The 24585-nt window shown below is 56.9% G+C and carries 29 protein-coding genes and 1 tRNA gene (1 of these 30 cut by a window edge); 11 read left to right on the forward strand and 19 right to left on the reverse strand.

Features of this window, described 5'->3' with window-relative positions; translation table 11 throughout:
- The 10 genes from PLUT_RS00595 to PLUT_RS00640 all read left to right on the forward strand — a co-directional run.
- Positions 1–910, forward strand: partial view of a hypothetical protein gene (locus tag PLUT_RS00595; protein ID WP_011356875.1) — the 3' portion only. Its footprint begins 239 nt before the window's first position; the window shows 910 of its 1149 coding nt (coding positions 240–1149); its start codon lies beyond the left edge, outside the window; the stop codon is at positions 908–910.
- Between the two features lie 142 nt (positions 911–1052).
- Entirely contained in the window at positions 1053–1469 is a 417-nt protein-coding gene (locus PLUT_RS00600; protein WP_011356876.1) for an acyl-CoA thioesterase, read from the forward strand.
- 32 nt (positions 1470–1501) lie between these two features.
- Entirely contained in the window at positions 1502–2029 is a 528-nt protein-coding gene (locus PLUT_RS00605; protein WP_011356877.1) for a DUF3856 domain-containing protein, read from the forward strand.
- Between the two features lie 4 nt (positions 2030–2033).
- Entirely contained in the window at positions 2034–3041 is a 1008-nt protein-coding gene (locus PLUT_RS00610; RefSeq protein ID WP_011356878.1) for a glycosyltransferase family 9 protein, read from the forward strand.
- Positions 3038–3841, forward strand: a complete 804-nt coding sequence (locus tag PLUT_RS00615) for an exodeoxyribonuclease III (protein WP_011356879.1) — start codon at positions 3038–3040, stop codon at positions 3839–3841. Before PLUT_RS00610 ends, PLUT_RS00615 begins: the two co-directional genes overlap by 4 nt.
- Before the next feature lie 165 nt (positions 3842–4006).
- Positions 4007–4408 carry a 30S ribosomal protein S6 gene (rpsF, locus tag PLUT_RS00620; protein ID WP_011356880.1) on the forward strand — a complete coding sequence of 134 codons (402 nt, stop codon included), beginning with the start codon at positions 4007–4009 and terminating at the stop codon, positions 4406–4408.
- A 71-nt stretch (positions 4409–4479) separates the two neighbouring features.
- Positions 4480–4956 (forward strand): single-stranded DNA-binding protein, encoded by a 477-nt coding sequence (ssb, locus tag PLUT_RS00625; protein WP_011356881.1) that lies wholly within the window; start codon positions 4480–4482, stop codon positions 4954–4956.
- Positions 4957–4982: 26 nt separating this feature from the next.
- Complete coding sequence (rpsR, locus tag PLUT_RS00630; RefSeq protein ID WP_011356882.1) at positions 4983–5255, forward strand: 30S ribosomal protein S18; 273 nt, start codon at positions 4983–4985, stop codon at positions 5253–5255.
- A gap of 36 nt (positions 5256–5291) precedes the next feature.
- Entirely contained in the window at positions 5292–5747 is a 456-nt protein-coding gene (gene rplI / locus PLUT_RS00635) for a 50S ribosomal protein L9 (RefSeq protein WP_011356883.1), read from the forward strand.
- Positions 5748–5912: 165 nt separating this feature from the next.
- Positions 5913–6317: a DUF6858 family protein gene (locus PLUT_RS00640; protein WP_011356884.1), complete on the forward strand. Its 405-nt coding sequence runs from the start codon at positions 5913–5915 to the stop codon at positions 6315–6317.
- An 11-nt stretch (positions 6318–6328) separates the two neighbouring features.
- Here the strand turns inward: PLUT_RS00640 and pheS are convergent, their stop codons facing one another.
- From pheS to PLUT_RS00735, 19 genes are all read right to left on the reverse strand, one after another.
- Positions 6329–7354, reverse strand: coding sequence for a phenylalanine--tRNA ligase subunit alpha (pheS, locus tag PLUT_RS00645; RefSeq protein WP_011356885.1), 1026 nt, complete (start codon positions 7352–7354; stop codon positions 6329–6331).
- Between the two features lie 15 nt (positions 7355–7369).
- On the reverse strand, positions 7370–7717 hold the full coding sequence (rplT, locus tag PLUT_RS00650) for a 50S ribosomal protein L20 (RefSeq protein WP_011356886.1): 348 nt from the start codon (positions 7715–7717) through the stop codon (positions 7370–7372).
- A 28-nt stretch (positions 7718–7745) separates the two neighbouring features.
- The gene (rpmI, locus tag PLUT_RS00655; RefSeq protein WP_011356887.1) at positions 7746–7943 is read right to left on the reverse strand and encodes a 50S ribosomal protein L35; all 198 of its coding nucleotides are present in this window, start codon (positions 7941–7943) and stop codon (positions 7746–7748) included.
- A 44-nt stretch (positions 7944–7987) separates the two neighbouring features.
- Positions 7988–8608 carry a translation initiation factor IF-3 gene (infC, locus tag PLUT_RS00660; RefSeq protein ID WP_011356888.1) on the reverse strand — a complete coding sequence of 207 codons (621 nt, stop codon included), beginning with the start codon at positions 8606–8608 and terminating at the stop codon, positions 7988–7990.
- Positions 8609–8629: 21 nt separating this feature from the next.
- On the reverse strand, positions 8630–10603 hold the full coding sequence (gene thrS, locus PLUT_RS00665) for a threonine--tRNA ligase (RefSeq protein ID WP_041463712.1): 1974 nt from the start codon (positions 10601–10603) through the stop codon (positions 8630–8632).
- Positions 10604–10837: 234 nt separating this feature from the next.
- On the reverse strand, positions 10838–12247 hold the full coding sequence (gene bchZ, locus PLUT_RS00670) for a chlorophyllide a reductase subunit Z (protein ID WP_011356890.1): 1410 nt from the start codon (positions 12245–12247) through the stop codon (positions 10838–10840).
- 10 nt (positions 12248–12257) lie between these two features.
- Complete coding sequence (locus tag PLUT_RS00675) at positions 12258–14015, reverse strand: glycoside hydrolase family 3 protein (RefSeq protein ID WP_011356891.1); 1758 nt, start codon at positions 14013–14015, stop codon at positions 12258–12260.
- Between the two features lie 102 nt (positions 14016–14117).
- Positions 14118–14624, reverse strand: a complete 507-nt coding sequence (locus PLUT_RS00680; protein WP_011356892.1) for an HNH endonuclease — start codon at positions 14622–14624, stop codon at positions 14118–14120.
- A gap of 146 nt (positions 14625–14770) precedes the next feature.
- Positions 14771–16228, reverse strand: coding sequence for an aminomethyl-transferring glycine dehydrogenase subunit GcvPB (gene gcvPB / locus PLUT_RS00685; protein WP_041463713.1), 1458 nt, complete (start codon positions 16226–16228; stop codon positions 14771–14773).
- Positions 16229–16332: 104 nt separating this feature from the next.
- Positions 16333–17163 (reverse strand): ribonuclease III, encoded by an 831-nt coding sequence (gene rnc / locus PLUT_RS00690; protein WP_011356894.1) that lies wholly within the window; start codon positions 17161–17163, stop codon positions 16333–16335.
- Positions 17164–17174: 11 nt separating this feature from the next.
- Positions 17175–18428: a beta-ketoacyl-ACP synthase II gene (gene fabF / locus PLUT_RS00695; protein WP_011356895.1), complete on the reverse strand. Its 1254-nt coding sequence runs from the start codon at positions 18426–18428 to the stop codon at positions 17175–17177.
- Between the two features lie 113 nt (positions 18429–18541).
- The gene (gene acpP, locus PLUT_RS00700; RefSeq protein ID WP_011356896.1) at positions 18542–18778 is read right to left on the reverse strand and encodes an acyl carrier protein; all 237 of its coding nucleotides are present in this window, start codon (positions 18776–18778) and stop codon (positions 18542–18544) included.
- Between the two features lie 82 nt (positions 18779–18860).
- Positions 18861–19598, reverse strand: coding sequence for a 3-oxoacyl-[acyl-carrier-protein] reductase (gene fabG / locus PLUT_RS00705; RefSeq protein ID WP_011356897.1), 738 nt, complete (start codon positions 19596–19598; stop codon positions 18861–18863).
- Between the two features lie 45 nt (positions 19599–19643).
- Entirely contained in the window at positions 19644–20549 is a 906-nt protein-coding gene (gene fabD, locus PLUT_RS00710) for an ACP S-malonyltransferase (RefSeq protein ID WP_011356898.1), read from the reverse strand.
- Positions 20550–20598: 49 nt separating this feature from the next.
- Entirely contained in the window at positions 20599–21588 is a 990-nt protein-coding gene (locus PLUT_RS00715; RefSeq protein ID WP_011356899.1) for a beta-ketoacyl-ACP synthase III, read from the reverse strand.
- 69 nt (positions 21589–21657) lie between these two features.
- Positions 21658–22683: a phosphate acyltransferase PlsX gene (gene plsX / locus PLUT_RS00720; RefSeq protein ID WP_011356900.1), complete on the reverse strand. Its 1026-nt coding sequence runs from the start codon at positions 22681–22683 to the stop codon at positions 21658–21660.
- Positions 22684–22709: 26 nt separating this feature from the next.
- On the reverse strand, positions 22710–22901 hold the full coding sequence (gene rpmF, locus PLUT_RS00725; protein ID WP_011356901.1) for a 50S ribosomal protein L32: 192 nt from the start codon (positions 22899–22901) through the stop codon (positions 22710–22712).
- A gap of 25 nt (positions 22902–22926) precedes the next feature.
- On the reverse strand, positions 22927–23466 hold the full coding sequence (locus PLUT_RS00730; RefSeq protein ID WP_011356902.1) for a YceD family protein: 540 nt from the start codon (positions 23464–23466) through the stop codon (positions 22927–22929).
- A gap of 99 nt (positions 23467–23565) precedes the next feature.
- Positions 23566–23637: transfer RNA gene (locus tag PLUT_RS00735), tRNA-Asn, on the reverse strand.
- A gap of 222 nt (positions 23638–23859) precedes the next feature.
- Here PLUT_RS00735 and PLUT_RS00740 point away from each other — a divergent pair.
- Positions 23860–24324, forward strand: a complete 465-nt coding sequence (locus PLUT_RS00740) for an META domain-containing protein (protein WP_157858109.1) — start codon at positions 23860–23862, stop codon at positions 24322–24324.
- The last annotated feature ends 261 nt before the right edge of the window (positions 24325–24585 follow it).

Below are 24585 nucleotides of genomic sequence, written 5' to 3' on the forward strand. Positions count from 1 at the left end.
TACCCATGAGGGGCTTGCTGTGTTTGGCGCCGAGGGTATCTTCCGTACCTATCGCTTCCCATACGTGCCGCGAGAACTAGCGGTGTCTGCAGACAGTTTTCATACCAAGCCGCTGCTCCGGGTGATGCAGTCGACTGAGCGCTTCCACCTGCTCTGTCTCACGCGCCAGAATATCAAGTTGTATGATGCAGATCGGTACGCCGTTGAAGAGATAGAGCTACCGCCGGATATGCCCCGGAACATGCTGCAGGTACTTGGCAGCGAAACGACGGAACCTGAGATAACTATCGCTTCATTCGGTTCCGCCGGTGCCGGTGGGGTTATCCGCCACGGGCACAGTTCGAAGAGGGATGAGGAAGAGGTGGATAATGAAAAGTTTTTCCGGGCGGTTGATACGGCGGTGCTTGAGCGCTATTCAATTCCTTCCGGCCTGCCGCTCATGCTTGCTGCGCTTCCCGAGCATCAGGGGTTGTTTCGCAAAATCAGCCGTAACGCGTCGCTGCTCGAAGGGGGGATTTCTGCAGACCCGCAGAGCATGACGACAGATGTCCTCAGGGTAAGGGCCTGGGATGTCATGGCTCCGAGTATTGCGGCCCGGATCCGGGCGGCGGCTGAATCCTGCGCGGCTGCCATCGCTTTAGGGACGGGCACCAGCGATCCAGAAGACGCCGCAGTGGCCGCTGTCGGCGGTCGGATTGAACGCCTGCTCATCGACAGGGAGACACTCATTGCAGGAACGGTAGACCCCGTCACCGGCGCCGTGCGGTTTGTTCCGCTGGAAGATCCTGCAGTGGACGACGTGCTGGATGACATTGGCGAAATCGTTCGCCAGAAGGGCGGCGAAGTGCTCGTCCTCTCTGCAACCGAGATGCCATCCGAAACAGGGCTTGCAGCCATTTATCGTTACTGAGCCTGTTTCGGAATCCATCGGGAGTGGGAATTGAGGGAGGACTGTGTTATTTTGTGGCAGTCAGCTCCATGTGGGGCTTCTTTTGCAATCCATGGCCGGGATGCCCGGCCGTGTTGTTTCATGAACAGGAACCGATGTACTGATGCAAAGAGAGCACCATTCGTTCACCCTTGAGATGGACGTACGGGACTATGAGTGCGACATGCAGGGCATCGTCAACAACAGTGTCTATCAGAATTATCTCGAGCATGCCCGGCACGAGTACCTCAAAAGCGTAGGCATCGATTTCAGCGAGTATGCCCGGATGGGGGTCAACCTCGTTGTTGTGCGGGCCGAGCTTGATTACCGCTCCCCCCTCAAGAGCGGCGACAGATTCCTGGTCAACCTCCAGCTTCAGAGAGAATCCACGCTCAAGTTTGCATTCTATCAGGATATCCTCCGTCTTCCCGACATGAAACCGGCGCTGAACGCAAAAGTAATCGGCACAGCCCTTAACGGCAGGGGTCGTCCTGAAATCCCGACGGCGCTTGCTGCTCTCATGAGCGCTGGAGACGCATAATTCAATAACAGTCCGTATTCCCCCTGAAGCATATGAAACCACTGCGTTCGGTCGCTGATGCCTATCTGGCGCTCAGTGTGGGTGAGCGTCAGCTTCAAGACGGCCTCCATGCAGAATCGGCGGCAAGCTGCCGTAGCGCTATGGATGCTGCTCGCTCGATTCCTGCCGAGGAGGCATTTGATCATGCAGGGTTCGATGCATTTGTCCATGCTGTGCTTGCCGGGGCTCTCACTGGACTCGGAGACTATGGCACAGGACTGGAGTCGGCAGACCTTGCGCTGTATTATTTCAATCGTCGTGGCGAATTGGAGGAGGATGGCGGCAAGTTATGGATTCGGGCAGTGTTTTCACGCGGCGCAGCCCTTGAGGGGCTCGGCAGGAGGGATGAAGCGTTCCAGTCGTTCAGGATGGCCTGTGAGATGCTCGACGAGCGGAATGGAGGGATGGGTGGGCTTGAGGCGCTTCGAAACGCCGCCGCCGAGGCCCTGACAAGGCTCGGCCGTGCCACTGAACCCGAAAAACCCGCAGGCTATCGCGCCTGGTGGGAATTCTGGTCCTGAGAGAATGGAGGCTGTGCGCTCGATCTTGGTTGTCCGCTTGAGTTCCATCGGCGACATCATCCTGACCACGCCGGTGGTGCGCTGGCTAAGGGTCCGGTGGCCGGAGGCAAAAATCGATTTCTGCACCAGAGCTCCGTTTCTCCCCCTGCTGGCCGGCAGCCCTCGGCTTTCGGGGGTCTATTCCCCCGAAAGCCTCCCGGCATCTTCGTCTTATGACCTTGTGGTGGACCTTCAGAACAACAGGCGCTCGCATGCGCTCCTAGGGAGGGTCGGGGCAAAAAAAACGGTCCGGTATCATAAAGGCAACTGGAAAAAGTGGATCCTCGTTCACTGGAAGATTGATCTATACGGAGAGGCGCCCTCAGTGGTGGAGCGCTACGGTTCTTCGCTGTTGGGGCTCGGCATCAAGGTCGATGATTCCGGATGTGAGCTTTGGCCTTCAGCATCTGACACGTCTTTAGCTGACGGGATTCTGCCTGGTGAGGGCAAGGTGCTGGCGGTCTGCTTCGGTGCCCGCCATTTTACCAAACGCTGGCCCCCTCGCCGGTTTGCCGAGGTGATTCTTGGTATACTCAATGCTGTCCCCTCTTTACGGGTAGTACTCCTTGGAGGGGAGGATGACGCTGCCCATGCAGAGGAGATCATGGGACTGCTGCCAGCCGGGGTTGCCGGTTCGGTGCGGAATCTTGCCGGAGCCTGCTCCCTCATGGAGACTGGAGCGCTGTTGCAGCGCTCCGATGCAGTCCTGACAAACGATACGGGACTGATGCATATGGCCTCTGCGTTCCAGAAGCGCCTCTTTGTGCTCTTCGGATCCTCGTCGCTGGCCTTCGGATTCCTGCCTTACCGGTCCACGTTTGAACTTTTCGAAGTGTCAGGTCTCGGCTGCAGGCCGTGCTCCCACATCGGCAGGGAGCGCTGTCCGAAAGGTCATTTCCGTTGCATGCTGGATATCCCGCCGGAGCGGGTCTCCGACAGGATAATTGCGTTTCTCGGGGGGGCACAGCGGTGATTGTCGCTTCATGGAATGTCAATGGCATCAGGGCACGTGAGGGTGCGCTCGAATCATGGGTCAGGCAAAGTTCCCCGGATGTCCTCATCCTGCAAGAGGTGAAAGCCTCAGTAGAGGAGATCCCCCTGAGTATCATGTCACTTGACGGCTACCGTTCGTTCTGGAACGACTCTTCTATCAGAAAGGGGTATAGCGGGACAGGAATTCTCATGAAGGAGACCCCCGCACTTGAGGGTGCAACGTTCGAAATCCCGCCCTTCGATATTGAGAACCGGACGGTGGTGCTGCACACCGGAGAGTTGTCCATCATAGGTACCTATGTGCCGCGGGGGGACTCTGCTCAGCATTACGTCCTCAAACTCGGCTACCTTGAGGCCATGCATGAGTATGTTCGGGAACTGCTTGCCTGCGGAAGACAGATACTCGTGACCGGCGACATGAACGTGGCTCACCGCCAGGTCGACCTTCACCGCTCAGAGAACAGGCCCGGAGCAACAGGTATTCGGCCGGAGGAGCGCTCTGCGATTGATCGGCTGATTGCGCTCGGGCTTTCCGACGTGATGCGCGAATTGAACCCGGAGCGGGATGACCTGTTCACCTGGTGGCCTTACTGGCGAATGGCCAGAGAGCGCAACATCGGTTGGCGGATAGACTGTTTTTATCTTTCCGGATACAGAAAAGACCGGATTCTCCGGGCAGCGGTCGACATGCCGGAGAAAAGTTCAGACCATGCACCGATCATTCTTGAATTCGTTCCGGAGTCCGGTTTGCATGAGGATACCCGGTCATTTTCTCGGTGAGTTGCGGCGGTTGGAAAAAAGAATGCAATTCCTTACATTTAAGGTCCAAATTTGCACGCGGTGTTCACGTCTGAACGCGTGAAGCCGTGGGGCCGGTATGCGCAATTCCGGACCCTCGCCGCATGCAAGCAGCTGAGTACTCTCAATCATTATTTACATTGCGCTATGGAAACAAACAAACTGTACGAATGTACGGTCATCATCGATGGCGGGCTTCAGGATGAAGCTATTGCTGCCGCGATGGAGATGGTACAGAAGGTCATCACCGAAAAGGGCGGAAGCATCAGCAGCGTCCTTGATATCGGCAGGCGCAAGACCGCCTATCCGATCAAAAAGAAAACCATCGGGTCCTACGCCCACATTGAATTCACCGCAGCCACTCCTGTCATCGCAGAGATCGAACGGGTACTGCGCTACGAGGAAGTCCTGCTTCGTTATCTCATCGTTCACCTGACGTCCCCTCTCCTCGAGATGCGCAAGCGCGTCGAGAAATACAGCGTGGTCATCGGTAGCCCTGAAGACAACGTAGCCAGCGAAACAGATGCAGCCGACAAGGTTGCCAAGTGAGAATTGTGACTGAGGGTTCGACGCAGTAGAGGATTGATTGGATTTATTGAGAAACAAACGGAGAAGATGTTATGGCTGAATTGAAAATGCCTGAGATTAACAGCGTCATCATTGCTGGCAATCTTACAAAGGATCCTGTTTTCAGGCAGACTGATTCAGGCGGGACTCCGGTTGTCAATTTTTCAATCGCCTGCAACCGCAGGTTCCGCGACAGCAACCACCAGTGGCAGGAAGACGTTTGCTACGTCGGCGTGGTTGCATGGAACAAACTTGCCGAGAGCTGCAGGGACAATCTCAGAAAAAGTTCAGCGGTCCTTGTCGACGGCGAATTGCAGAGCCGGACATGGAAAGCGCAGGACGGAACATCAAGGACAGTGGTCGAGATCAAGGCCAGACGGATCCAGTTCCTCAACAAACGCAAAAAGGACGACGGCGAGGACGATCACGACGGTTTCATCGAGGATGATTTTCATGATGTCCATCATGAAGATGCACACGGTGAGGACAACGACCACATTTATGAATACAAATACCTGTCCTCCGACTGAGAGGCGGGGGCAAGCAAAATCTGCACATGAAACCAATGAGACAGAAAAACACAAGGGCGCAGGGCAATAAGTCCATCAGCAACGCTCTGGCTTCAAAGAGAAAGGTGTCGAAGAATCAGGTCGTGTTCTTTGACTACCGCGACGAGCGCAAGCTGAAAAGATTCATCAACGATCAGGGTAAAATCATCCCCCGCCGCATCACGGGCCTCACCGCAAAAGAGCAGAACCTCTTGACCCATTCAGTGAAGTGGGCACGGTTCCTCGCGGTCATACCCTACGTTGCTGACGAGTACAAATAAAAAATTTCGCAATCCATTGAAACAAGGAAGCTAGACGTGAAAGTCATTTTAAGAAAAGATGTGGCTGCCCTTGGCGATGCAGGTGAAGTTGTTGCCGTGAAGAACGGTTATGCCAACAACTACCTTATTCCGCAGGGTATGGCCACGAGGGCTACCGAGGGAACCCTCAAAGCTCTTGAGACCGAGAAGAAGCAGCAGGCAAGAAAAGTCGAGTTGCAGAGAACGAGTGCTCGTGAACTTGCCCAGAAGATTGAGCAGATGGTGCTGAAGGTGCAGGCCAAGGCCGGCGAATCCGGCAAGCTGTTCGGCACCGTCACCGCCGGTGACATCGCCGATGCCCTGAAGGCAGTTGGCGTAGAGATCGACAGGCGCAAGATCACCCTGGAGGCTCCCGTCAAGCTGCTCGGCAAGTATGAGGCCGAGGCGAAGCTGTTCTCGGACGTCACCGTAAAGGTCACCTTCGAGGTCGAAGCCGAGGGTACCGAGGCTTAAGGACCTCCTCCCGCAGCAGGTTCCTGATGCAGGCATAGCCCTCTCTGGATCCACAATTCGTTCGTTGAAAGCTCCGCATCCCTTGGGACTGCGGAGCTTTTTTCTTTCTGCCAGTCAGTCACTATTATATTGGACAAGAGCATCACTGCGTCAACCCCCCATGCCATGATCCAGACCCTTCTCCAGGAAAAATATCCTGTTTTTACTACGAAATTCGATCGCAGCGAGACCAGCTGCCGAAGCGTGGATGATATCATCGCCCATTTCAAAAGCTGCATCGATGCAAACCCTGCAGTCGCCTATATTGGTGAGTTTGACCATTATGCTCACACGGCAGCGCTGCCGGGTGGGGTCATCGGTAAGGGGATCAAGGCCGCAAGGAATCTTCTGTTCTGCTTCGGCAAAGAGATGCCCACACCTTACGTTCTGGCGGTTCGTCCCCGTTCAATAGGCGTTGGCGAAGTGGAAGACGGGTTTGTGGTGACCTTTCTCGAGGCTCCAAACCCTACAGCCAATGAGGCTATGGAGTCATGGACGAAAGCCCTTCGGGACAGAGTCGTAGATGCGTAAGGGGTTGTTCTTCAGGCCGGGAACTGGCGAAGCATGCGCAGATCGTTCTCGAAGAGGAGCCGGATGTCGTCGATCTTGTATTTGAGCAGGACGGTCCTGTCTACACCCATTCCGAATGCGTAACCGCTCCATACTTCAGGGTCGATGCCTGCGTTCTTCATGACGTTTGGATGTACCATGCCGCAACCCATGATTTCAAGCCAGCCGGATTTCTTGCAGACACGGCACCCTTTGCCACCGCAGAGGTAGCATGTGACGTCTACCTCTGCCGAGGGCTCGGTGAACGGGAAAAAGCTGGGTCTGAAGCGCAGCTGGACATCGCTGCCGAACATCTGACGTGCAAAGGAGTAAATGGTGGCTTTCAAGTCGGCAAAGGTTACCCCTTTATCGATATACAGGCCCTCAAGTTGGTGGAAGACACAGTAACTGCGTGCGCTGATGGCTTCGTTGCGATAGACTTTTCCGGGGCAGATTACCCTGATGGGAGGCTTGCGGTCAAGCATTACCCTGACCTGCACCGGGGAGGTGTGGGTCCGGAGGAGAATGTCGTCTTCCGTGCCGTCGCGTTTGACGAAGAATGTATCCTGCATGTCCCTGGCCGGATGGTCGGGGGGGAAGTTCAGCATATCGAAGTTGTAGCTTCCGAGCTCAAGCTCTGGGCCGGTGGCGACAGTAAAGCCCATGTCGGAAAATATCTGCTTCATCTCACCGAGCACCTTCTGGACCGGATGTTCGCTCCCGGTGAAATGTCGCCGGCCGGGGAGCGAGAGATCGATCGTGGGGGCCGCAGGCGATGTCGTTTTTTCCAGCGACAGGGCAGCTTCTTCTACTCTGGCTTCGGCCTCGGCTTTCAGCTGGTTGAGCATATTGCCGATTTCGGGTCTCCGGGCGGGATCGACCGACTTCAACTGTGAAAAGAGTCCGGCAATCAGTCCCTTGCGAACGGTGTACCGGAGGCGGAACGCCTCAAGTTCATCGGCTGAGCTGATCCTGAATCCGGCGATCTCCTCCCGGAGGCTTCGAATGCTGTTTTCCATGTACTGCTGCGGATCTCAGTCAATGATGGTTTTTACGAGCTGGGTGAACGCCTCGGGGTCCCTTACGGCGATTTCAGCCATGGTCTTGCGGTCAATCTCCACGTTCTTTTTGATCATTGCATCCATCAGCCTGGAGTAGGTTGTGCCGTTCAGGCGGGCAGCTGCATTGATGCGAATGATCCAGAGCGAGCGGAAGCTTCGCTTTTTTGCGCGACGGTCACGGTAGGCGTACTGTTCGCCTTTGTCGACCGCATGCTTGACGACGGTCAGGATATTGCCGCGTGATCCCCAGTATCCCTTGGCTTTCTTTAATACTCTTTTCCTGCGGGCCTTTGAGGCGACAGCGTTATTTGCTTTAGGCATCGTTGTGTAAGGTTAATGTTTAAATGTGTCAGGCAAGGATCATCCGCTTGATCTGTTTCTCCTTGGTCGCGTTGTCCAGCATGGTCGACTGGTGGAGGCGGCGGGTACGTTTCCTGTTCTTCTTCTCCAGGTTGTGCGATCCGTTCATCCGTTCACGCTTGATTTTTCCTGATGCGGTGGCCTTGAATCGTTTGCATGCACCGCGGTGCGATTTCATTTTAGGCATGACTGTCGTTGTTTTTTTATCAAAAGAATGTGCAAAGTTCCTGTCTAGTCCTCGGCATCGGCCGATTCTTCGAGCGGGGCCAGCGGTGTCCCTGTTTTCGAACGGATACGCTCGTAGGCGTCGATCTTTTTCTTGTCGGGTTCGAAGTAGACGAACAGCTTCTTGCCTTCGAACTTAGGTTCTCCTTCACGGTTCCCGACGACGCTGAGCCGTTCCGTCAGGCGGTCGGCCAGTTCAAGTCCCTTGTCCTTGTAAATGATCGAACGGCCAAGGAAGACGATCGTGGCCCGTACGCGGTTCCCTTTGCGGAGGAACTCCTCGAGGTGGGCCGTCTTGAAATCGAAATCGTGCTTGTCGGTGTTCGGATGGAAGCGCAGCTCCTTGAGCGTTGTGGTTTTCTGCTTCTTCTTCAAGTCCTTGTCCCGCTGCGCCATCTTGTAGAGCAGCTTGCCGAGGTTATCGAACTTGCATACGGGCGGTTCGGCGTTCGGCTGCACTTCGATCAGGTCCGTGTTGCGGTCCTCGGCCATCCGGCGGGCATCTATGGTTTTCATGACCTGCTGCGTTCCGTCCGGGAAGATGATCCGGACTTCGGGCACGCGGATCTGCTCATTGACCCGATAGGTGATTTTCGGTTTCTGGGATGTCGCCTTCTGTTTCTTCATGCGTTCTGGTTTGGTTTGTGGTCAGGCTTTTCGGTCGATCTCCTCCCGGAGTCTCTCAATCATGTCCTGAATGCTGAGGGTGCCTTCGTCGCCCTTGCGGTGGCGGCGAAGCGAGACCGCTCCCTTTTCCTCTTCCTTCTGGCCGACAACGACCATGTAGGGGATTTTCGAAAGTTCCGATTCGCGGATCTTCTTTCCGATCTTTTCGCTACGCAGGTCGAGTTCCGTACGTATACCTGCTGCCAGCATAGCATTCCTTACTCCCGCTGCGTAGTCGTGCACGTCCTCAGCGATCGGAAGGACGACTGCCTGAACCGGCGCAAGCCAGAGCGGGAAGTTGCCGGCGGTATGCTCTATGAGCACGCCGATGAAGCGTTCCATGGAGCCGAATGGTGCCCGGTGGATGACGACGGGACGGTGTTTCTGACCGTCGTTGCCGACATAGGTAAGATCAAAGCGCTCCGGCATGACATAGTCAACCTGGACGGTGCCGAGCTGCCATTTTCGGCCGAGCGCATCACGGACGATGAAGTCGATTTTTGGTCCGTAGAAACTGGCCTCGCCAATGCCGATGAAGTACTTGATGCCCATGCGGTCCGCGGCTTCCTTCACATCCTTTTCAGCCTGTTCCCAGACCTCAGGGGTGCCGCCGTATTTTGTCTGATTCTCCGGATCGTGCATGGACAGGCGGGTTTCCACTGCATCGAATCCAAGCGTGCGGAAGACAAACTGCGTGAGGTCGATTGCGTTGCAGATCTCGTCGACCAGCTGGTCGGGGCGGCAGTAGATGTGCGAATCATCCTGCGTGAACCCTCTTGCGCGCACCAGTCCGTTGAGCTCGCCGGACTGCTCATGGCGGTAGACCGTGCCGAACTCCGTCAGCCGGATCGGCAGGTCGCGATAGCTCCGCATTTCGGAGCTGTAGATAAGGTGGTGGTGCGGGCAGTTCATGGGCTTGAGCAGATACTGCTCCTGCTTGCCGTCCTCGTCATGGTATGTCAGCGGAGGGAACTGTGAGTCGCTGTAGTATGGGTAGTGGCCCGAACGCTTATAGAGTTCAATGTTGCCGATGTGCGGCGTATAGACCGGCAGATATCCGCGCCGGCGCTGTTCGTCCTTCAGGAATGTTTCTAGCTCCTGGCGGATGATGGCGCCCTTGGGGAGCCATACCGGAAGGCCGCTGCCGATTTCGGGGGAGAGCATGAAGAGCTTCAGCTCCTGGCCGAGCCTGCGATGGTCGCGTTTTCTGGCCTCTTCGAGGCGCTCCAGATGCTCCTTCAGAAGCTTTTCCGAAGGGAATGCGATGCCATAGATCCGCTGCATGCTCTCGCGCGAGGAGTCTCCGCGCCAGAACGAGGATGAGATGTTGAAGAGCCGCACTGCCTTGAGCCGGGACGTCGAGGGGAGATGCGGGCCGGTGCAGAGGTCGGTGAACCCGCCTTCATGGTAGAGCGATACGGTCGGGACGTTTTTGAGGGTATCCTCAAGGATCTCGACCTTGTAGGGATCGCGGCGGACCGTTTTGAAGAATTCGATGGCAGCCTCGCGCGTCATCTCTTCTCGGACGATCGGGGTATCGCGGCCTGCGATCTCAAGCATTTTCTTCTCGATACTGCGAAGGTCGTCTTCATTGAAGCGGTGGCTGGAGGCTATGTCGTAATAGAAGCCCTGCTCGACTGCAGGCCCAGCACCGAAGCGCGCACCGGGGAAGAGCTCCTCAACGGCCGAGGCCATGATGTGGCTTGCGCTGTGCCAGAACACTTCGTGACCTTCAGCTGAATCGAAGGTGATGATGGAGAGCGTACAGTCCATCCCGATTGGCATGGACAGATCCGCAGCTTTGCCGTCTATCATGACGGCAAGTGCGGCGTCAGCGAGCCTGCGCCCGATGGAGAGTGCTATGTCGAGGCCCGTGCTTCCTTTCGGGAACAGCTTGATGGTTCCGTCGGGCAGGGTGATGGACAGCATAACCTGCGATTCCAGATTGTCAGACATGGTGTGTCTAGTCGTTTCAAGTCCATGGCGGTGCGGCCTCCTTCCGGTTGCCGTCCTCATGGGAAGATATCAATGCAGCCTCTTGTTGATGGTATATCCAGGCCGGGAGGGCTACGGGGCTCTTTGGCCCCTTTTCCCCGGTTCCGTAAAGTGGACTTGAATGGTACGAAGAATTATTTGGATTTCCAAATATGCCAGTCCCTAAGGGCGGCCGTTTGCTACCGGGGCTCCCGCTTAGTGCAGGAGCTGTATGATGTCGGGGGTGACCGTCTCTTTTCCCTGTTTTGCGGCAAGTGCTTCGGCTTTTTTTCTCAGCTCGCGGCCTAAGGAGATCTGGCTGATGAAGGGTGCTTTTGCGACTATCCGGTCGAGGAGTTCACCGGCCTCCGGGCTCCAGGGGATTTCCGGTGCGGGGGCTTCGCCCGATGCAGCGACACGGTTGATTGGCAGGAAGTTGAAGAGCATGTCATAGAGTGCGTTAATGATCTCCTGCAGGATATACACTGCTCCACTGTGGCCCATGAAGGGTGTTCCGAGGGCGCGGCGGACGATGGGTCCCGGAAAGCCAGCAGGGATGAACCGGGTTTTTGCGTCCAGTTCGGCCAGATAGATCTTGTCGATGATCCTGCCAAAGAAGAACTGCGGCTGATTTGCTGCAATCTCCTGTCGAAGTGATGTGTTGTCGGCAACGGCGGAGTCAAGGCTGAACATGCACTGCATCCCCATTTCCCGACCGAGGAACCGCTCGAGTCCTTCCGCATAAGTCCGGGCGGCGGCCACTCCGAAACGCACGGTGGGGAACCACTCCGCCTGGGGGCCGCGCCAGAGGTCCCAGAGCGGTCTGAGGATGGTGCGTTTTTCTTCGAGCAGGAAGGCCGCGGCTTGCTGTTCTTTCTGGATATGGCGCCCGAGCTCCATGATGAATGTGGCGGTGTCGTCAAGGCCCATCGGAGCATAGAGTACCGGCCGCTGGAGCGCTTCAGCAAGGGCAAGCCCGAATTCCCGGTACATGACGATGATGACGTCGGAGTTTTTCAGATCCGAAATGTCTCGAAGAGAGCTTTCAAACGGAAAGACATGCTGCAGGCGGCCGCCCGTTCCGGCAATGAGTCGTTTGAGTTCGGCGAGGTCGGAGGGGCTGTTGAAGCAGCCGTAGGTGGGGCCGATGATGCTGACGGTTCCAGGCTCGATTATCGCGGGTTTAGCGTCGTCGAACTGGCTGTGGAGCCAGAGGAGGGCCCTGTCCCGCCCCTGCCACTCGTTCTCGCCGAGCGAGTCGGAAGGGAAGAACCGGACCTCGGGGAAGTGCATCTGGAGCATATGCTCGTGGTCGCTGCCGATCATTTCGCTTTCGGCGCTTGAGACGAGGATGAGTTGCCGCCCGTTGCCCCGAAGCTTTTCAATGGTATCCCGAACAACTTCAGTGGTGCCTGACGATGCGATCTCTTTTTCGGTGAGGCTTGTCGGGGTGAAGTTTTCCAGGTAGGGGATCGCGTCAGTGTAGTCCATGACCGCCACGCCGACCAGATTGTAGCACCCTACCGGCGCATCGGCGATGACGTGTATGTCGCTGAGCGGGCAGAAAGTGTTGACGGCTGCCCAGTAGGCGCTTGCGGTTGATTCGTCACGAATGGTCTTTCCCATGGGGCGGTGGTTATGGTGTGGTGATGTCCCCGGGTGCATCCATCCGAAGCACGACGGGCAGTTTTCCTTTTGGTTCCAGCCGGCCGGTAAGCACCTTGAGGGCGTTTTGTTCACTGGTTTTTTCAGCATCGTAGGTGCAGATGCAGTTTTCCAGCCCGGGGAAGCTCCGGAGCATGTAGGGAGAGCCGAACGCCACAAAGACGACAGGCCGTTTTCCCCGGGAGAGTTTCTGGATCGAATGGATGAATGCCAGCTGAGGGGCGGTGAGCTTTGAGGGGGCCGTAATGTAGGCCGCAATGACGATTGCCGGAGCGGTTTCGGCGAGGCGTTCTGCCTCGATGAACTTTTCCGGGTCGGTGTCGGGTGTTATCCGGAGGTGGTGCGATTTCCAGGTGCTGTCAATTCCCGCCATGAACGCACTGCCGACATCCGGATCTGTGCGGTCCTGCAGAATGATATGAAGCATGGACGGTCCGGCCTTTTTTATGCGGAAAGGGATGATATGGCGATCTTTTCCGGTGAATGTGACGGAGCGGGCGGCAATTGCTTCCGCCAGTTCGATGTGCCGGGCAGGTGAAGCCATTTCGGGTACCCGGTTCAGGTCGACAAGGCTCTTGGGCCGGAGGCCCGCCCAGCGCTTTGCCTGCAGGATCCTGCGCACCGATTCATCAATGCGTGCTTCACTGATGACACTATCCCGAACGGCATTCACAATGGCATGGAACGATCGCTCGGGATCGGGCGAGAAGAGCAGGACATCGTTGCCCGCAGCTACGGCCCGGACAGAAATCTCTTCGACGTTATGTCCGTCATAGAGGGCCTTCATGTTTAACGCATCAGTGACGATGAGTCCCTTGAAGCCCAGCCTTTTTCGCAGGAGTCCAGTCACGATGGGGGCGGAGATCGATGCCGGATCCATGGTACCGGTCAGTTTCGGAACGGCGAGATGACCGGTCATTACCGCCATGACGCCGCAGCGGATGGCGGAACGGAATGGTTTGAGCTCGTATTCCTCAAGCCTGAGGCTGTCGGCTTCGAGTACGGGAAGGGCGAAGTGGCTGTCGACCGTCACATCGCCATGGCCGGGGAAGTGTTTTGCTGTGGCAAGAAGCCCCTTTGACTGCATTCCTTCGATGAGGGCATCGGCCATTCGTGAAGCGCCCTCGGAGGTATCGCCGTAAGAGCGGGTGTTGATGACCGGGTTCAGGGGGTTGCTGTTCAAGTCCGCGCTCGGAGCGAAGTTCCATTGCAGACCGGCGGCTTTGGCCTCAAGAGCAATGGCTTCCCCCATCTTGCCTGAGAGTTCGCTGCTGCCTGCCGCAGATACCGCCATGGCGGATGGGAACCGGGTGGCGCCTTCAAGGCGCATGGCCAGGCCTCGTTCCATGTCGGCGCTGATGAGAAGCGGGTTTGGGGCGATGGACTGGAAGTGGTTGGCCAGCATGGCGGCGCTGAACATACTGCCTTTGAGGAACATGATGCCGCCGACCTTTCCTTCCGAGACAAGCCGGTCAAGTTTCATGCGGGCAGGGTCGTCTTTTTCCGTATAGGCGCCGGGGCTGTCGGCCATGAGCATCTGGCCGACCTTTTCTTCAAGGCTCATCGCCTGAAGGGCCGCATCGATGCCGGAGTCTACTTCTCGGAAGACGGCTTCGGCATGCCAGGGCGGCAGGGCAGGTTCCGCATGGAGACTTCCGCCCGCAAGCGCCGAGAGAACGATGAGGGCTATAAGCCAGCGGGCAGGGAGACGGGGCTGTTCGGGTTGCATGCAGCGGGTCCAGAGTTCTTCAGGTGAAACGGCATTGTTTCTTGAAAGTAAAAAAAATCCCGTGAATATGTCCGCTTTCAGGGTGGCGTGAAGCGATGCGTGTCAGCTCATGTAGAGGTAGGGTTTCCAGTCTTCGGAAGCTGAAGCGGTGAGCAGCTGCATGAACATGAGGTGATTGGGGCGTTCGGCCTGCTTCATGAGGGGCATGCCGGCCTCTTTCGGGGTGCGGCTCCCTTTCTTTGCATTGCATTTTCTGCAGGCGGTAATGAGGTTTTCCCATGAATCCTCGCCGCCACGGGAACGGGGGGTAATGTGGTCTATGGTGAGCTGCTGGTCGGTCCTGCCGCAGTACTGGCACTGGAAGCGGTCGCGGCGGATGATGTTCTTGCGGTTCAGCATGATGCGCTTGTAGGGGACGCGGACAAAGACCGTGAGGCGGACGATGCTCGGCATGGGGTAGCTTTTGCTGACAGTGCAGATGAAGCGTTCAGGGTGATGGGTGACCGGGACGGCTTTGCCGCCGAAGAGGAGGAGGATGGCTTTCTGGGGATCGCAGATGCTCAGGGGCTCATAGCTGCTGTTCAGCACCAGGACTTTCGATCGGGTCATTGCTCTCTCCCTGATGGTTAGTTGCGGCGCGGGCCCGCTGTATAACTATACACGCATTGCTGGGTACTTCAAAAGGTGTTGTGTAAATTTTCTGTAAAGATCGCCGCAGCAGCAGTCCACTGCAGCTGCGGCGATGAGTATGGCATCTAGATACAGCAGATATTGAGCTGGCGCGACGCCATGGCTTCGTCAAGCCGTGAGACCGGGGTGGTCACTGGAGCTCCCTTGACTGTCTCAGGGCTCTTTTCCGCCTCATCGGCAATTTGCAGGAGCGCATCGGCGAAGAGATCAAGCGTCTCCCTGGATTCCGTTTCCGTCGGCTCGATCATGAGTGCTTCGCTGACGATGAGCGGGAAGTAGATGGTCGGTGCATGGAACCCGTAGTCGAGCAGCCGTTTTGCGATGTCGAGCGTCTTGACCCCGTGCGATTTCTTCTGCCTGTCTCCTGAAAGACAGAACTCGTGCAGCACCTGTTTCGGGAAGGGGAGTTCATAGGCTCCGGTGAGGCGGCTGAGCAGGTAGTTGGCGTTTATGATGGCGTTTTCCGACACTCGTTTGAGCCCTTCTGCGCCAAGCATCCGGATGTAGGTGTAGGCCCGCACCAGAACAGCGAAGTTTCCGTAGAAATTCATCATCCTGCCGATGCTTTCCGGACGGTCCGAAACGAGCCGGTAGACGGGGCCGTCGGCGCCCTCCGTCTTTTCGACGACGGGAACGGGGAGGAACTCAACAAGCTTTTCCGAGACTCCGACCGGTCCGCTGCCGGGTCCGCCTCCTCCGTGGGGTGCCGAAAAAGTCTTATGGAGGTTGTAGTGGACTACATCGAAGCCCATGTCGCCGGGGCGGGCAATGCCGAGCAGGGCGTTCATGTTGGCGCCGTCCATGTAGAGAAGACTGCCGTTCCTATGCACCATTTCAGATATCCTGACAATCTCCTTTTCAAAGAGGCCGATGGTGTTCGGGTTGGTGAGCATCAGCGCGGCAACCTCACCGTCAAGCTTTGCTTCAAGGTCCTGAAGGTCGGTGCGTCCGATCTCGTTGCTTTTCACCGAGACGATCCGGTATCCCGCGAGGGCTGCAGATGCAGGGTTGGTCCCGTGGGCGGAATCGACAACGAGAAGTGTGGAGCGTTTCGAGCCCCGCGACTCATGGTATTTCTTGATGAGAAGAATGCCGGTCAGCTCTCCGTGGGCACCGGCGGCGGGCTGGAGGGTGACGGCCTTCATGCCTGCGATTTCAGCAAGCATAAGGGAGAGCTCGTACATCAGCTGGAGCGCACCGCCGGCAGTTTCCTCCGGCTGGAGCGGGTGCAGGGCGCTGAAGCCCGGAAGGTCGCAGGTATAATCGTTGATTTTCGGGTTGTACTTCATCGTACAGCTTCCTAACGGGTACATGTTCTTGTCGACATGGTAGTTCATGTTCGACAAGCGGATGAAGTGGCGCACCACTTCGCTTTCGGGAACCTCCGGAAGCATGGCAGGCTCCTTTCGCAGGAACTTGGAGGGCAGGAAGCTCCCTGGTGCTGCCCCGGGCATGTCTTTTCCGGAGAAGCTGTAGCCTTTGCGGCCGCTTGCCGAAAAATCGAAAATCAGTTTTTCTTTCATGGTGATGCTGTGCGACGGTGATGAACTGTCTCTCTGGCGAGTGTGCTGTTTATCCAATATAGCAGACATCGCCCATATGCTCAAGCGCCGCCCGCTTAATTTGTTCAGCCCCGTCCTGTCTCTTCCGGTGCTGGTGTGTCCTCAGCCACATCCCCGGTAAGTGCCCTCTCCAGGGCGCCCATGGCTTCTTCAGCGGCCAGCTGTTCTGCATCCTTTTTCCTTAGGGCCGTGCCACGTCCAAGCCGACGACCGTTGCAGGAAACTTCGATGGTGAAGGTCTTTTCGTGCTCGGCCCCCTCTTCCGATAGGACGGTGTAGACGGGAGGCGGAAGCTGATGTGACTGGGTATGCTCGATGAGGCGGCTTTTGTGGTTGTTTTCTGTGCTGACCATCGCCTCAAAAGCGGGGCTGTCGATGATCTGCTCCTCTATGAACTCACGGACGGCATCAAGCCCCCTGTCGAGGTATATGGCACCGGTGAGGGCTTCAAAGGCATCGGCGAGCGTTGAGGTGCTGGTGCGGATGCGCTGCTGGTCTGCAGATTCGCCGATGATGAGGTGAATGCCGAGATCGAGGTTTCGCGCGAAACCGGCCAGGGACTTGCCGTTCACGATCTTTGCCCGGTAGCTTGACAGCTCACCTTCGGTCCCCTCGGGGAATCGGCGATAGAGGTATTCGGAGATGATGAGTCCGAGGACGGAGTCTCCAAGGAACTCAAGGCGCTGGTTGGAGCGGGTGATTTCTGGTGCGGTGGTGTCATGCACCATCGAACGGTGGGTGAGGGCTGTGGCGTAAAGCTCCAGGCTGAGCGCTTTTCCCTTGAAAAGGCTACGGATGAATGCTGTGAGAGATGGGGGGGCTCCCGACCCCTCCCATTTTTCGGGTCTGCTGCTGAAAAATGGGAGAGCGGAGAGTTTATGCCAGAGTGGCTCCATGGCCGAAGGGCTCAGAGTGAGGCGCCGTTGCGGAAGATCAGCGATGCGTTGTGGCCGCCAAAGCCGAACCCGTTGTTGAGGGCGTACTCGATGCTGCGTTTTTTCGGCTCGTTCGGCGTGACGTCCACATCGATTTCCGGGTCGAGGTTCTCGCAGTTGATGGTCGGCGGTACTGTCTGGTTCTGCATTGCAAGAATGCATGCGATCGATTCCACTACGCCGGCTGCGCCGAGCAGATGTCCGGTCATCGACTTCGTGGAGCTGATGCTGAGCTTGTAGGCGTGTTCTCCGAACAGCTTCTTGATGGCTGTGACCTCCGCAATGTCGCCAAGCGGGGTCGCTGTGCCGTGGGTATTGATATAGTCGATCTTCTCGGTGCCGATGCCGGCGATCGAGAGTGCTGTCTTCATTGCGTTGAGTGCACCCTTTCCTTCAGGATGGGGGGCGGTGAGATGGTGCGCGTCGGCTGTTGCGCCGATGCCGACCAGCTCCGCATATATCTTTGCGCCGCGGGCTCTGGCCGAGTCGAGGCTTTCCATGATAAGCGATCCGGCACCTTCGCCCATGACGAAGCCGTCGCGGTCACGGTCGTAGGGACGCGATGCTTTCGTAGGGATGTCGTTTGCTGTTGAAAGTGCCCGTGCGGAGTTGAAGCCTCCGACACTCATCGGGGTGATCGGAGCTTCCGATCCGCCGCAGACCATGTAGTCGGCCAAGCCGGTCTGGATGAGCATGTAGGCGTCTATGATGGCGTGCAGCGAGGTCGCGCATGCCGATGCTGTGGCATAGTTAGGTCCCATCAGCCCGTGCCGCATGGATATCTGTCCTGCTGCGATGTCGGGGATGAGCATGGGGATGAAGAAGGGGCTGATGCGCCGTGGCCCGCGGTTCAGGTACTGCCTGAACTGCTGGTCGTACACGGTCATTCCCCCGATGCCCGAGCCGTGCACGACGCCGATCCTCAGGGGATCGATCGCCTGCAGGTCAAGGCCGGAATCTTTGATTGCCTGGTCTGAAGAGACGATGGCATACTGGCAGTAGGGGTCCATGCGGTCGGCCGTTCTCTTGTCGATATAGTCTTCGACAACGAAGTCCTTCAGCTCGCATGCGAAGGTGGTTGCAAAATCAGCAGTGTCAAAGTAGGTGATCGGTGCCGCACCGCTTTTTCCTGCGATGAGTGCGCTCCAGAAATCCTCTTTTGTCTGGCCTATGGGGGTGAGCACCCCGATGCCGGTAATGACAACCCTTTTTCGTTCCTGACCCATCTGTAGTGGTTTGATTTATTGCGTCTGTCAACTGCATGTACCTGCTGCCGGCGTTCTGCTTGCAGCAGGTACGCAGTGTTTCCGTCTGTGTCGTATATCCCTCTTCGGAGGAATTACTTCTTGACGATGTAGTCGATTGCCTGCTGAACGGTGCCGATCTTTTCTGCGTCTTCGTCGGGGATCTGCACGTCGAATTCATTCTCGAGTTCCATGATCAGTTCAACGGTGTCGAGCGAGTCGGCGCCGAGGTCGTCGGAAAACTTGGATTCCGGCTTGATCTGGTCTTTGTTGACGCCCATCTTGCTGACGATAATATCGTATACTTTGTCTCTGATTTCTGCTTCAGTCATGTTCTTTCTCCGGTGTTGATTGTTGATAAAAAAAAATGAAAAAAATGTCGTGCAATATACAAAGAAAATGAGCTTGCCCAAATCACATCACCATGCCGCCGCTGATGTTGATGACTTCACCCGTGATGTAGGCTGAGCGGTCGCCGGCAAGGAATGAGACCACGTCGGCCACGTCCTCGGGATTGCCGAAACGGCTGAGCGGAATGGCTTCGAGCATTTTCTGGCGCACATCGTCGGAAAGGGCATCGGTCATTTTCGAGGAGATGAACCCCGGCGCGACGGCGTTGACGCGGATATTGCGCGAGGCAAGCTCCTTGGCGACTGATTTGGTGAAGGAAATGACCCCGCCTTTCGAGGCGGCGTAGTTGGCCTGGCCGGCATTGCCCATGAGGCCGATGATTGATGCGATGTTGACAATCGAGCCGGAGCGCTGCTTCATCATGATGCGGCTGACCGCCTTGGTGCATGAGAAGGTTCCCTTCAGGTTGACGGTGAGCACCGCGTCCCAGTCCTCTTCGCTCATACGCATGAGGAGGCCATCACGGGTGATGCCCGCGTTGTTGACGAGGATGTCGATGGTGCCTGTTGCAGCTGCGATGTCGTTGAATGCCTTCTGGACTGCATCGGTGTTGGTGACGTCAAGCTCGAAGCACCAGACCTTTCGGCCGGCTTTCCGGACCCCTTCGGCCGTGTCCTGGAGCCACTCTTCCTTGATGTCGCAGAGAACGATGTCGGCTCCGCCGGCGGCGAGGTTCCAGGCGATGGCCTGTCCAATCCCCCTTGCGGCTCCGGTGATGACTGCGATTTTTCCTTCAAACATGGTTGCTCTCTTTTAAAGGGTTACGGTAATCTCTCTTGGTTCTTTTCATGCGCCCTGAATGTCGGCGGCGGTATCTTTGCCTTCGAGCTCTGCACCTTTGCTGATCCTCTTGATCAGCCCCTGCAGCACTTTCTGCGGACCGACCTCGACGAAACGGGTGATGCCGGCTGTTGTCATTTCTTCTATGGACTGGGTCCAGAGGACTGAGCTGGTGAGCTGGAGCACCAGATTTTTGCGGATTTCAGCAGCATCGGTCACAGTTCGTGCAACAGCGTTCATGCAGACCGGGATTGTAGCATTTTTGATGTCGACGGCCTCCAGTGCCGCAGCAAGCTTTTCCTCTGCAGGCTTCATGAGCGGTGAGTGGAAGGCTCCCGAGACTACCAGTTCTTTAGCCATGCGGGCTCCGTGAGCGGGGGCAAGCTCGACTGCTTTTTTTACTGCCGCGATATCGCCTGAAATGACGATCTGGCCCGGAGAGTTGAAGTTGGCTGCCTGAACAATGCCTTCAGCGCCGGCTTCAGCAAGCAGCGCGTCGAGTGCGCTGTCCTGCATGCCGATGATGGCTGCCATCGTGCCGGGTTTTTCTGTGCCGGCCTGCTGCATGAGGCGTCCACGTTCGGCGACTATCTTTACAGCATCCTCAAAGCTGATGGCGCCTGCAAAGCAGAGTGCGCTGTATTCTCCGAGGCTGTGGCCTGCCGTCATTGCAACACCTTCCGCATTCAGCTGCGAGGCTGCCGCCATGCTGTGGAGGAAGATGGCCGGCTGGGTATGCATGGTCTGGCGGAGCTCCTCCTCGCTGCCGAGGAACATGATGTCGGTGATGCGGTAGCCGAGGATGTCGTTGGCCTGCTCCATGAGGGCTTTCGCTGCGGGGAATGTATCGTAGATGTCTCTGCCCATGCCGCAGTACTGGGATCCCTGCCCGGGAAATACAAATGCTTTCATTGCTGTTTGATCTTCGTCCGTTGTTCGCCTGTCTGTGCCACTCAGATTCTTACTGCCATTTCACATAGACGCCGCCCCATGTGTAGCCGGCACCGAAGCTGACGAGCACAAGGTTCGAGCCGTGTTCGAGGTGGCCGCCGTCATCGAGTTCGGAGAGGCAGATCGGGATGGTGCCGGCTGTCGTGTTGCCGTAGCGGCCCACATTGGAAATGACCTTTGATTCATCAATGCCCATGCGCTCAGCCGTTGCGCTGATGATGCGCTGGTTTGCCTGATGCGGGACGAGCCAGGAGACGTCGTCGGAGGTGAGGCCGTTGCGCTCCATGATTTCTGCTGCAACATCGGCCATCGAGGTGACTGCCGACTTGAAGACCATGCGGCCGTCCTGATAGATGTAATGGAGGTGCTGGTCCACGGTGTCGTGGGTCGCGGGGTGGAGGCTTCCGCCTCCTTTCATGAGGAGGTGATCTTTGCCGTTGGTTCCATCGCTGTACATGCGGGCGTCAAGAACCCCGAAGCCTTCGCTTTCAGCGGCTTCAAGAATGACGCCGCCGGCGCCGTCGCCGAACAGGATGGCTGTCGAGCGGTCGGTATAGTCGATTATGGAGGACATCTTGTCTCCGCCAATCACCATGACGTTTTTATGGGTCCCCGCCTTGATGAACTGCGATGCAGTGTTCAACGCGTAAAGAAACCCGGAGCATGCGGCGTTGATGTCGAATGCCCATGCGTTTTTCGCTCCGATGATATCCTGCACGAGGCATGCGGTCGAAGGAAACATCATGTCGGGCGTCATGGTTGCGACGATGATGAGTTCCAGCTCCTCAGCCGCGAGTCCGCGTTTCCGGAGCAGCTGGCTGGCGACCTCGCCGCACATGTATGATGTCGCTTTCTTCGGGTCCCTGAGAATCCTGCGTTCACTGATGCCCGTCCTCGAGCGGATCCACTCGTCGTTCGTGTCGAGCATACGCTCAAGGTCCAGGTTGCTGAGCACGCCTTCAGGAAGATATCTGGCGGTTGCGGAGATTGCAGCGTTCATGCGGTTGGGTGGGGTTATAGTGTGGTTTGCGGTCCCCGTCCAAGCAAGAGGAGGGGGGGGCGCCGGCGGCTACTTGTCCGCCAGAACCTCGGCAATGTGTTCGTTGACCTTTCTCTCGACCATATGCTCAGCCATGTATATCATGTTCTTGATCGCCCGTGAAGATGAGCGGCCATGGCCGACGATGGAGATGCCATCGACACCGAGGAATGGGACGCCTCCGAATTTCTCGACATCGAAGGGTTCGAACATGCCTTTGAACATGGCGGTTGCCGCGGCTGCAGCGTTTTGGTCCAGGCTGCCGGATGCGACGTTTTTTTCGAGGGCCTGCTTGAAGAGTACGCCGAGGAATTCAGGGATGCTTTCGCCGAACTTCAGAATGGTGTTTCCGACAAGCCCGTCGCAGACCACCACGGTTGCCTTGCCTTTGAGAATGTCGTGGCCTTCGATGTTGCCGATGAAGTTTATTTTGCCTGCAGCGTGGGCCGCTTTCAGGAGCGGATGGGTCTGCTTGAGAGTGTCCGATCCCTTGCCTTCTTCCTCGCCGATGTTGAGGAGGCCGACCTGCGGGTTTTCGATGCCTGCGCCGTAACGCTGATAGATGGAGAGCATTTCGGCGAACTGCACCAGATGTTCCGGCTTGCAGTCCATGTTTGCGCCAACGTCGACCATGTTGGTAAGCCCTTCCTGCAGGCGCGGGAGATAGGCGTAAATGGTCGGGCGGAGCACGCCGGGGATGCGGCCGAGAATGAACAGCGATGCGGCCATCTGCGCGCCGGTGTTGCCTGCGCTGACAAATGCCTCGGCCTCTTTTGCCTTGCAGAGCTGCAGGCCCTTGACAAGGGATGAGTTCTGTTTGGTTTTTACCGCTGTGGCGGGGACATCGTCCATGGTGACGGTCTCAGGGGCGTGCATGAATTTCAGGTTCAGGCCCGCAGTGTCATGCTTGCCGAGCAGGGGCTCAACCTTTTCCGACTGCCCGATGAGGATGATTTCAAACCTGTTGCCGCTTTCCCGCAGGGCCTCCAGGGCCCCGTCTATGACACATGCCGGGGCATGGTCTCCGCCCATGGCATCAACAGCAATGGTCAGCATTGTGGAGTGGTCTTGGAGGTTGTCGGTCAGCTGTTCGCCGATTTGGTGACGACAGCGCGTCCGCGGTACTGTCCGCAGTGACGGCAGGCGCGGTGCGGCAGTGTCGGTTCACCGCAGTTCGGGCATATGACGGTGGTTGCCGCCTTTGTCCGGGCGTTGAACTGGGCACGCCTTTTGTCGCGCCGTGATTTGGACATTTTGGCTTTCGGGTTTGCCATGGTTGTCTCTCTATGTTATAGTCGGTTAACGATACTTCTTTTTCAGTTTCGCCAGGCTGTCCTTCCAGGAACTGCCGCTCCCTTCCGGTTCCTGTATATCCAGCTCTTCCTTTGCTCCGCTGTACAGTCTGCAATCGGGGTTGCCGACGCAGGTCACCTTCATCGGGACCGAGAGGAGCAGTGTTTCTCGAACGTCTTCAGTCAAATCAATCTCTGTCGCATTACTGTCGAGGATCCGGTATTCGTCGTCATCCGCGTCCGGCGTTGCTTGCACTCCACTGTCGCTGCAGTCGAAAAAGACCCTGTAGGATCCGTTGAGTTCCCTATGAATGGGTGCAAGACAGATATCGCAGGCGAAGTCGCACCCGGCCACCGTCTCGATCAGGAGTGCGATTTCGCTGCCACCCCTCTCTGCGGTCACCTTTACCCGGATTGGCCCGGAAAAACCCGCGGCCTCAATTTCCGGATCATTGAAATCGCCTGCCGTACAGGTAATCTCAAAATCCCGGGTCTCCTGCATAAGGCCCGTAGTGGGGATCGCTATCAGCGCGTGTTCTTTATGCATGCCTACCCATCATTTCTCAATAAAAGAACACCAATGTACAAAAATTCCGATGGAAAATGAAAAAGCAGAAGAGCCGCGGATCTTCTGCTTTTTCATTTGCTCCGCGAGTAGGACTCGAACCTACAACCCTGCGGTTAACAGCCGCATGCTCTACCATTGAGCTATCGCGGAATGCGATCTCTGCATCGAGGCAGATGGGTGGTAAATATACACCGGTTTTCATTAAATCCAAGTCCCGTGAATGTTTTTTTTGAGGTCCCGAAAACGCCGCGCTGGGGGGCTGCAGTTTGATTCGGGCGGTAGAGGTGTTACCATAGAGAGGGAGCCCTGCTGTTACGGGGGGCGGATGTTTTTCAGTTGAATCAGAGATGAACGGGGAGGAAGACTATGATTATGATGATGAAGATGAGGATGATGATGTTCGGGGGGCGGATGTTCATTGGCATCCTGATTGTTGCGGCGTTTGCAGGCTGTGCCCGCCACCGGGCGGCGCTTCTTCCGGACGTACGACTACAGGGGACGCAGTGGCGGGCCATTGAACTCGATGGGTCAAGGGTGGAGTTCATTCCGGGCCAGAAGCTTGATGTTTCTCTTGTCTTATACCGGAGTGGCGCCTTCCGGGCAGCTTCGGGGTGCAGCAACCTGTCCGGGTCCTACACGATGACTGCCGCGCGGATGGCATTTGCTTCGATCAAGGTCGACCGGCGGCCGTGCCCGCCAAAGATCAAGGCCCGCGAAAAAGCCTTCCTCTCAGCCCTCTCGAGGACGGCAGGGTACCGGAAGCGGGGAGGGAGTCTCTCGCTCTTCGACCGTAGCGGCCGGAGAGTGGCCGCATTCATGGCGGTGCAGACCCGCTGAATATGTGGGAACGGCCTCTTTTCGGCCGGTGTTGTAAGAAAAGAGAGTGAATTGATTGCTTTGTGCATTTTATTATATTTTGACGGGTACGGCGCCACTGACTGCCGCATGAACTTCTCTTATTATATAGACTGATGACCGCCACCCAGCACATCCTGTTGCTTCTTCTTGCCAAGCCCCTTCAGCTTCTCTGCAGGGCTTGGGGTGTTGGAGGGGCGTTTTAGTCTGTCTCTGCCGCTTGTTTGGCAGGACCGTTTTGAA

This window comes from Pelodictyon luteolum DSM 273 (assembly GCF_000012485.1).
In the GTDB taxonomy this organism is placed as follows: Bacteria; Bacteroidota; Chlorobiia; order Chlorobiales; family Chlorobiaceae; genus Chlorobium; species Chlorobium luteolum.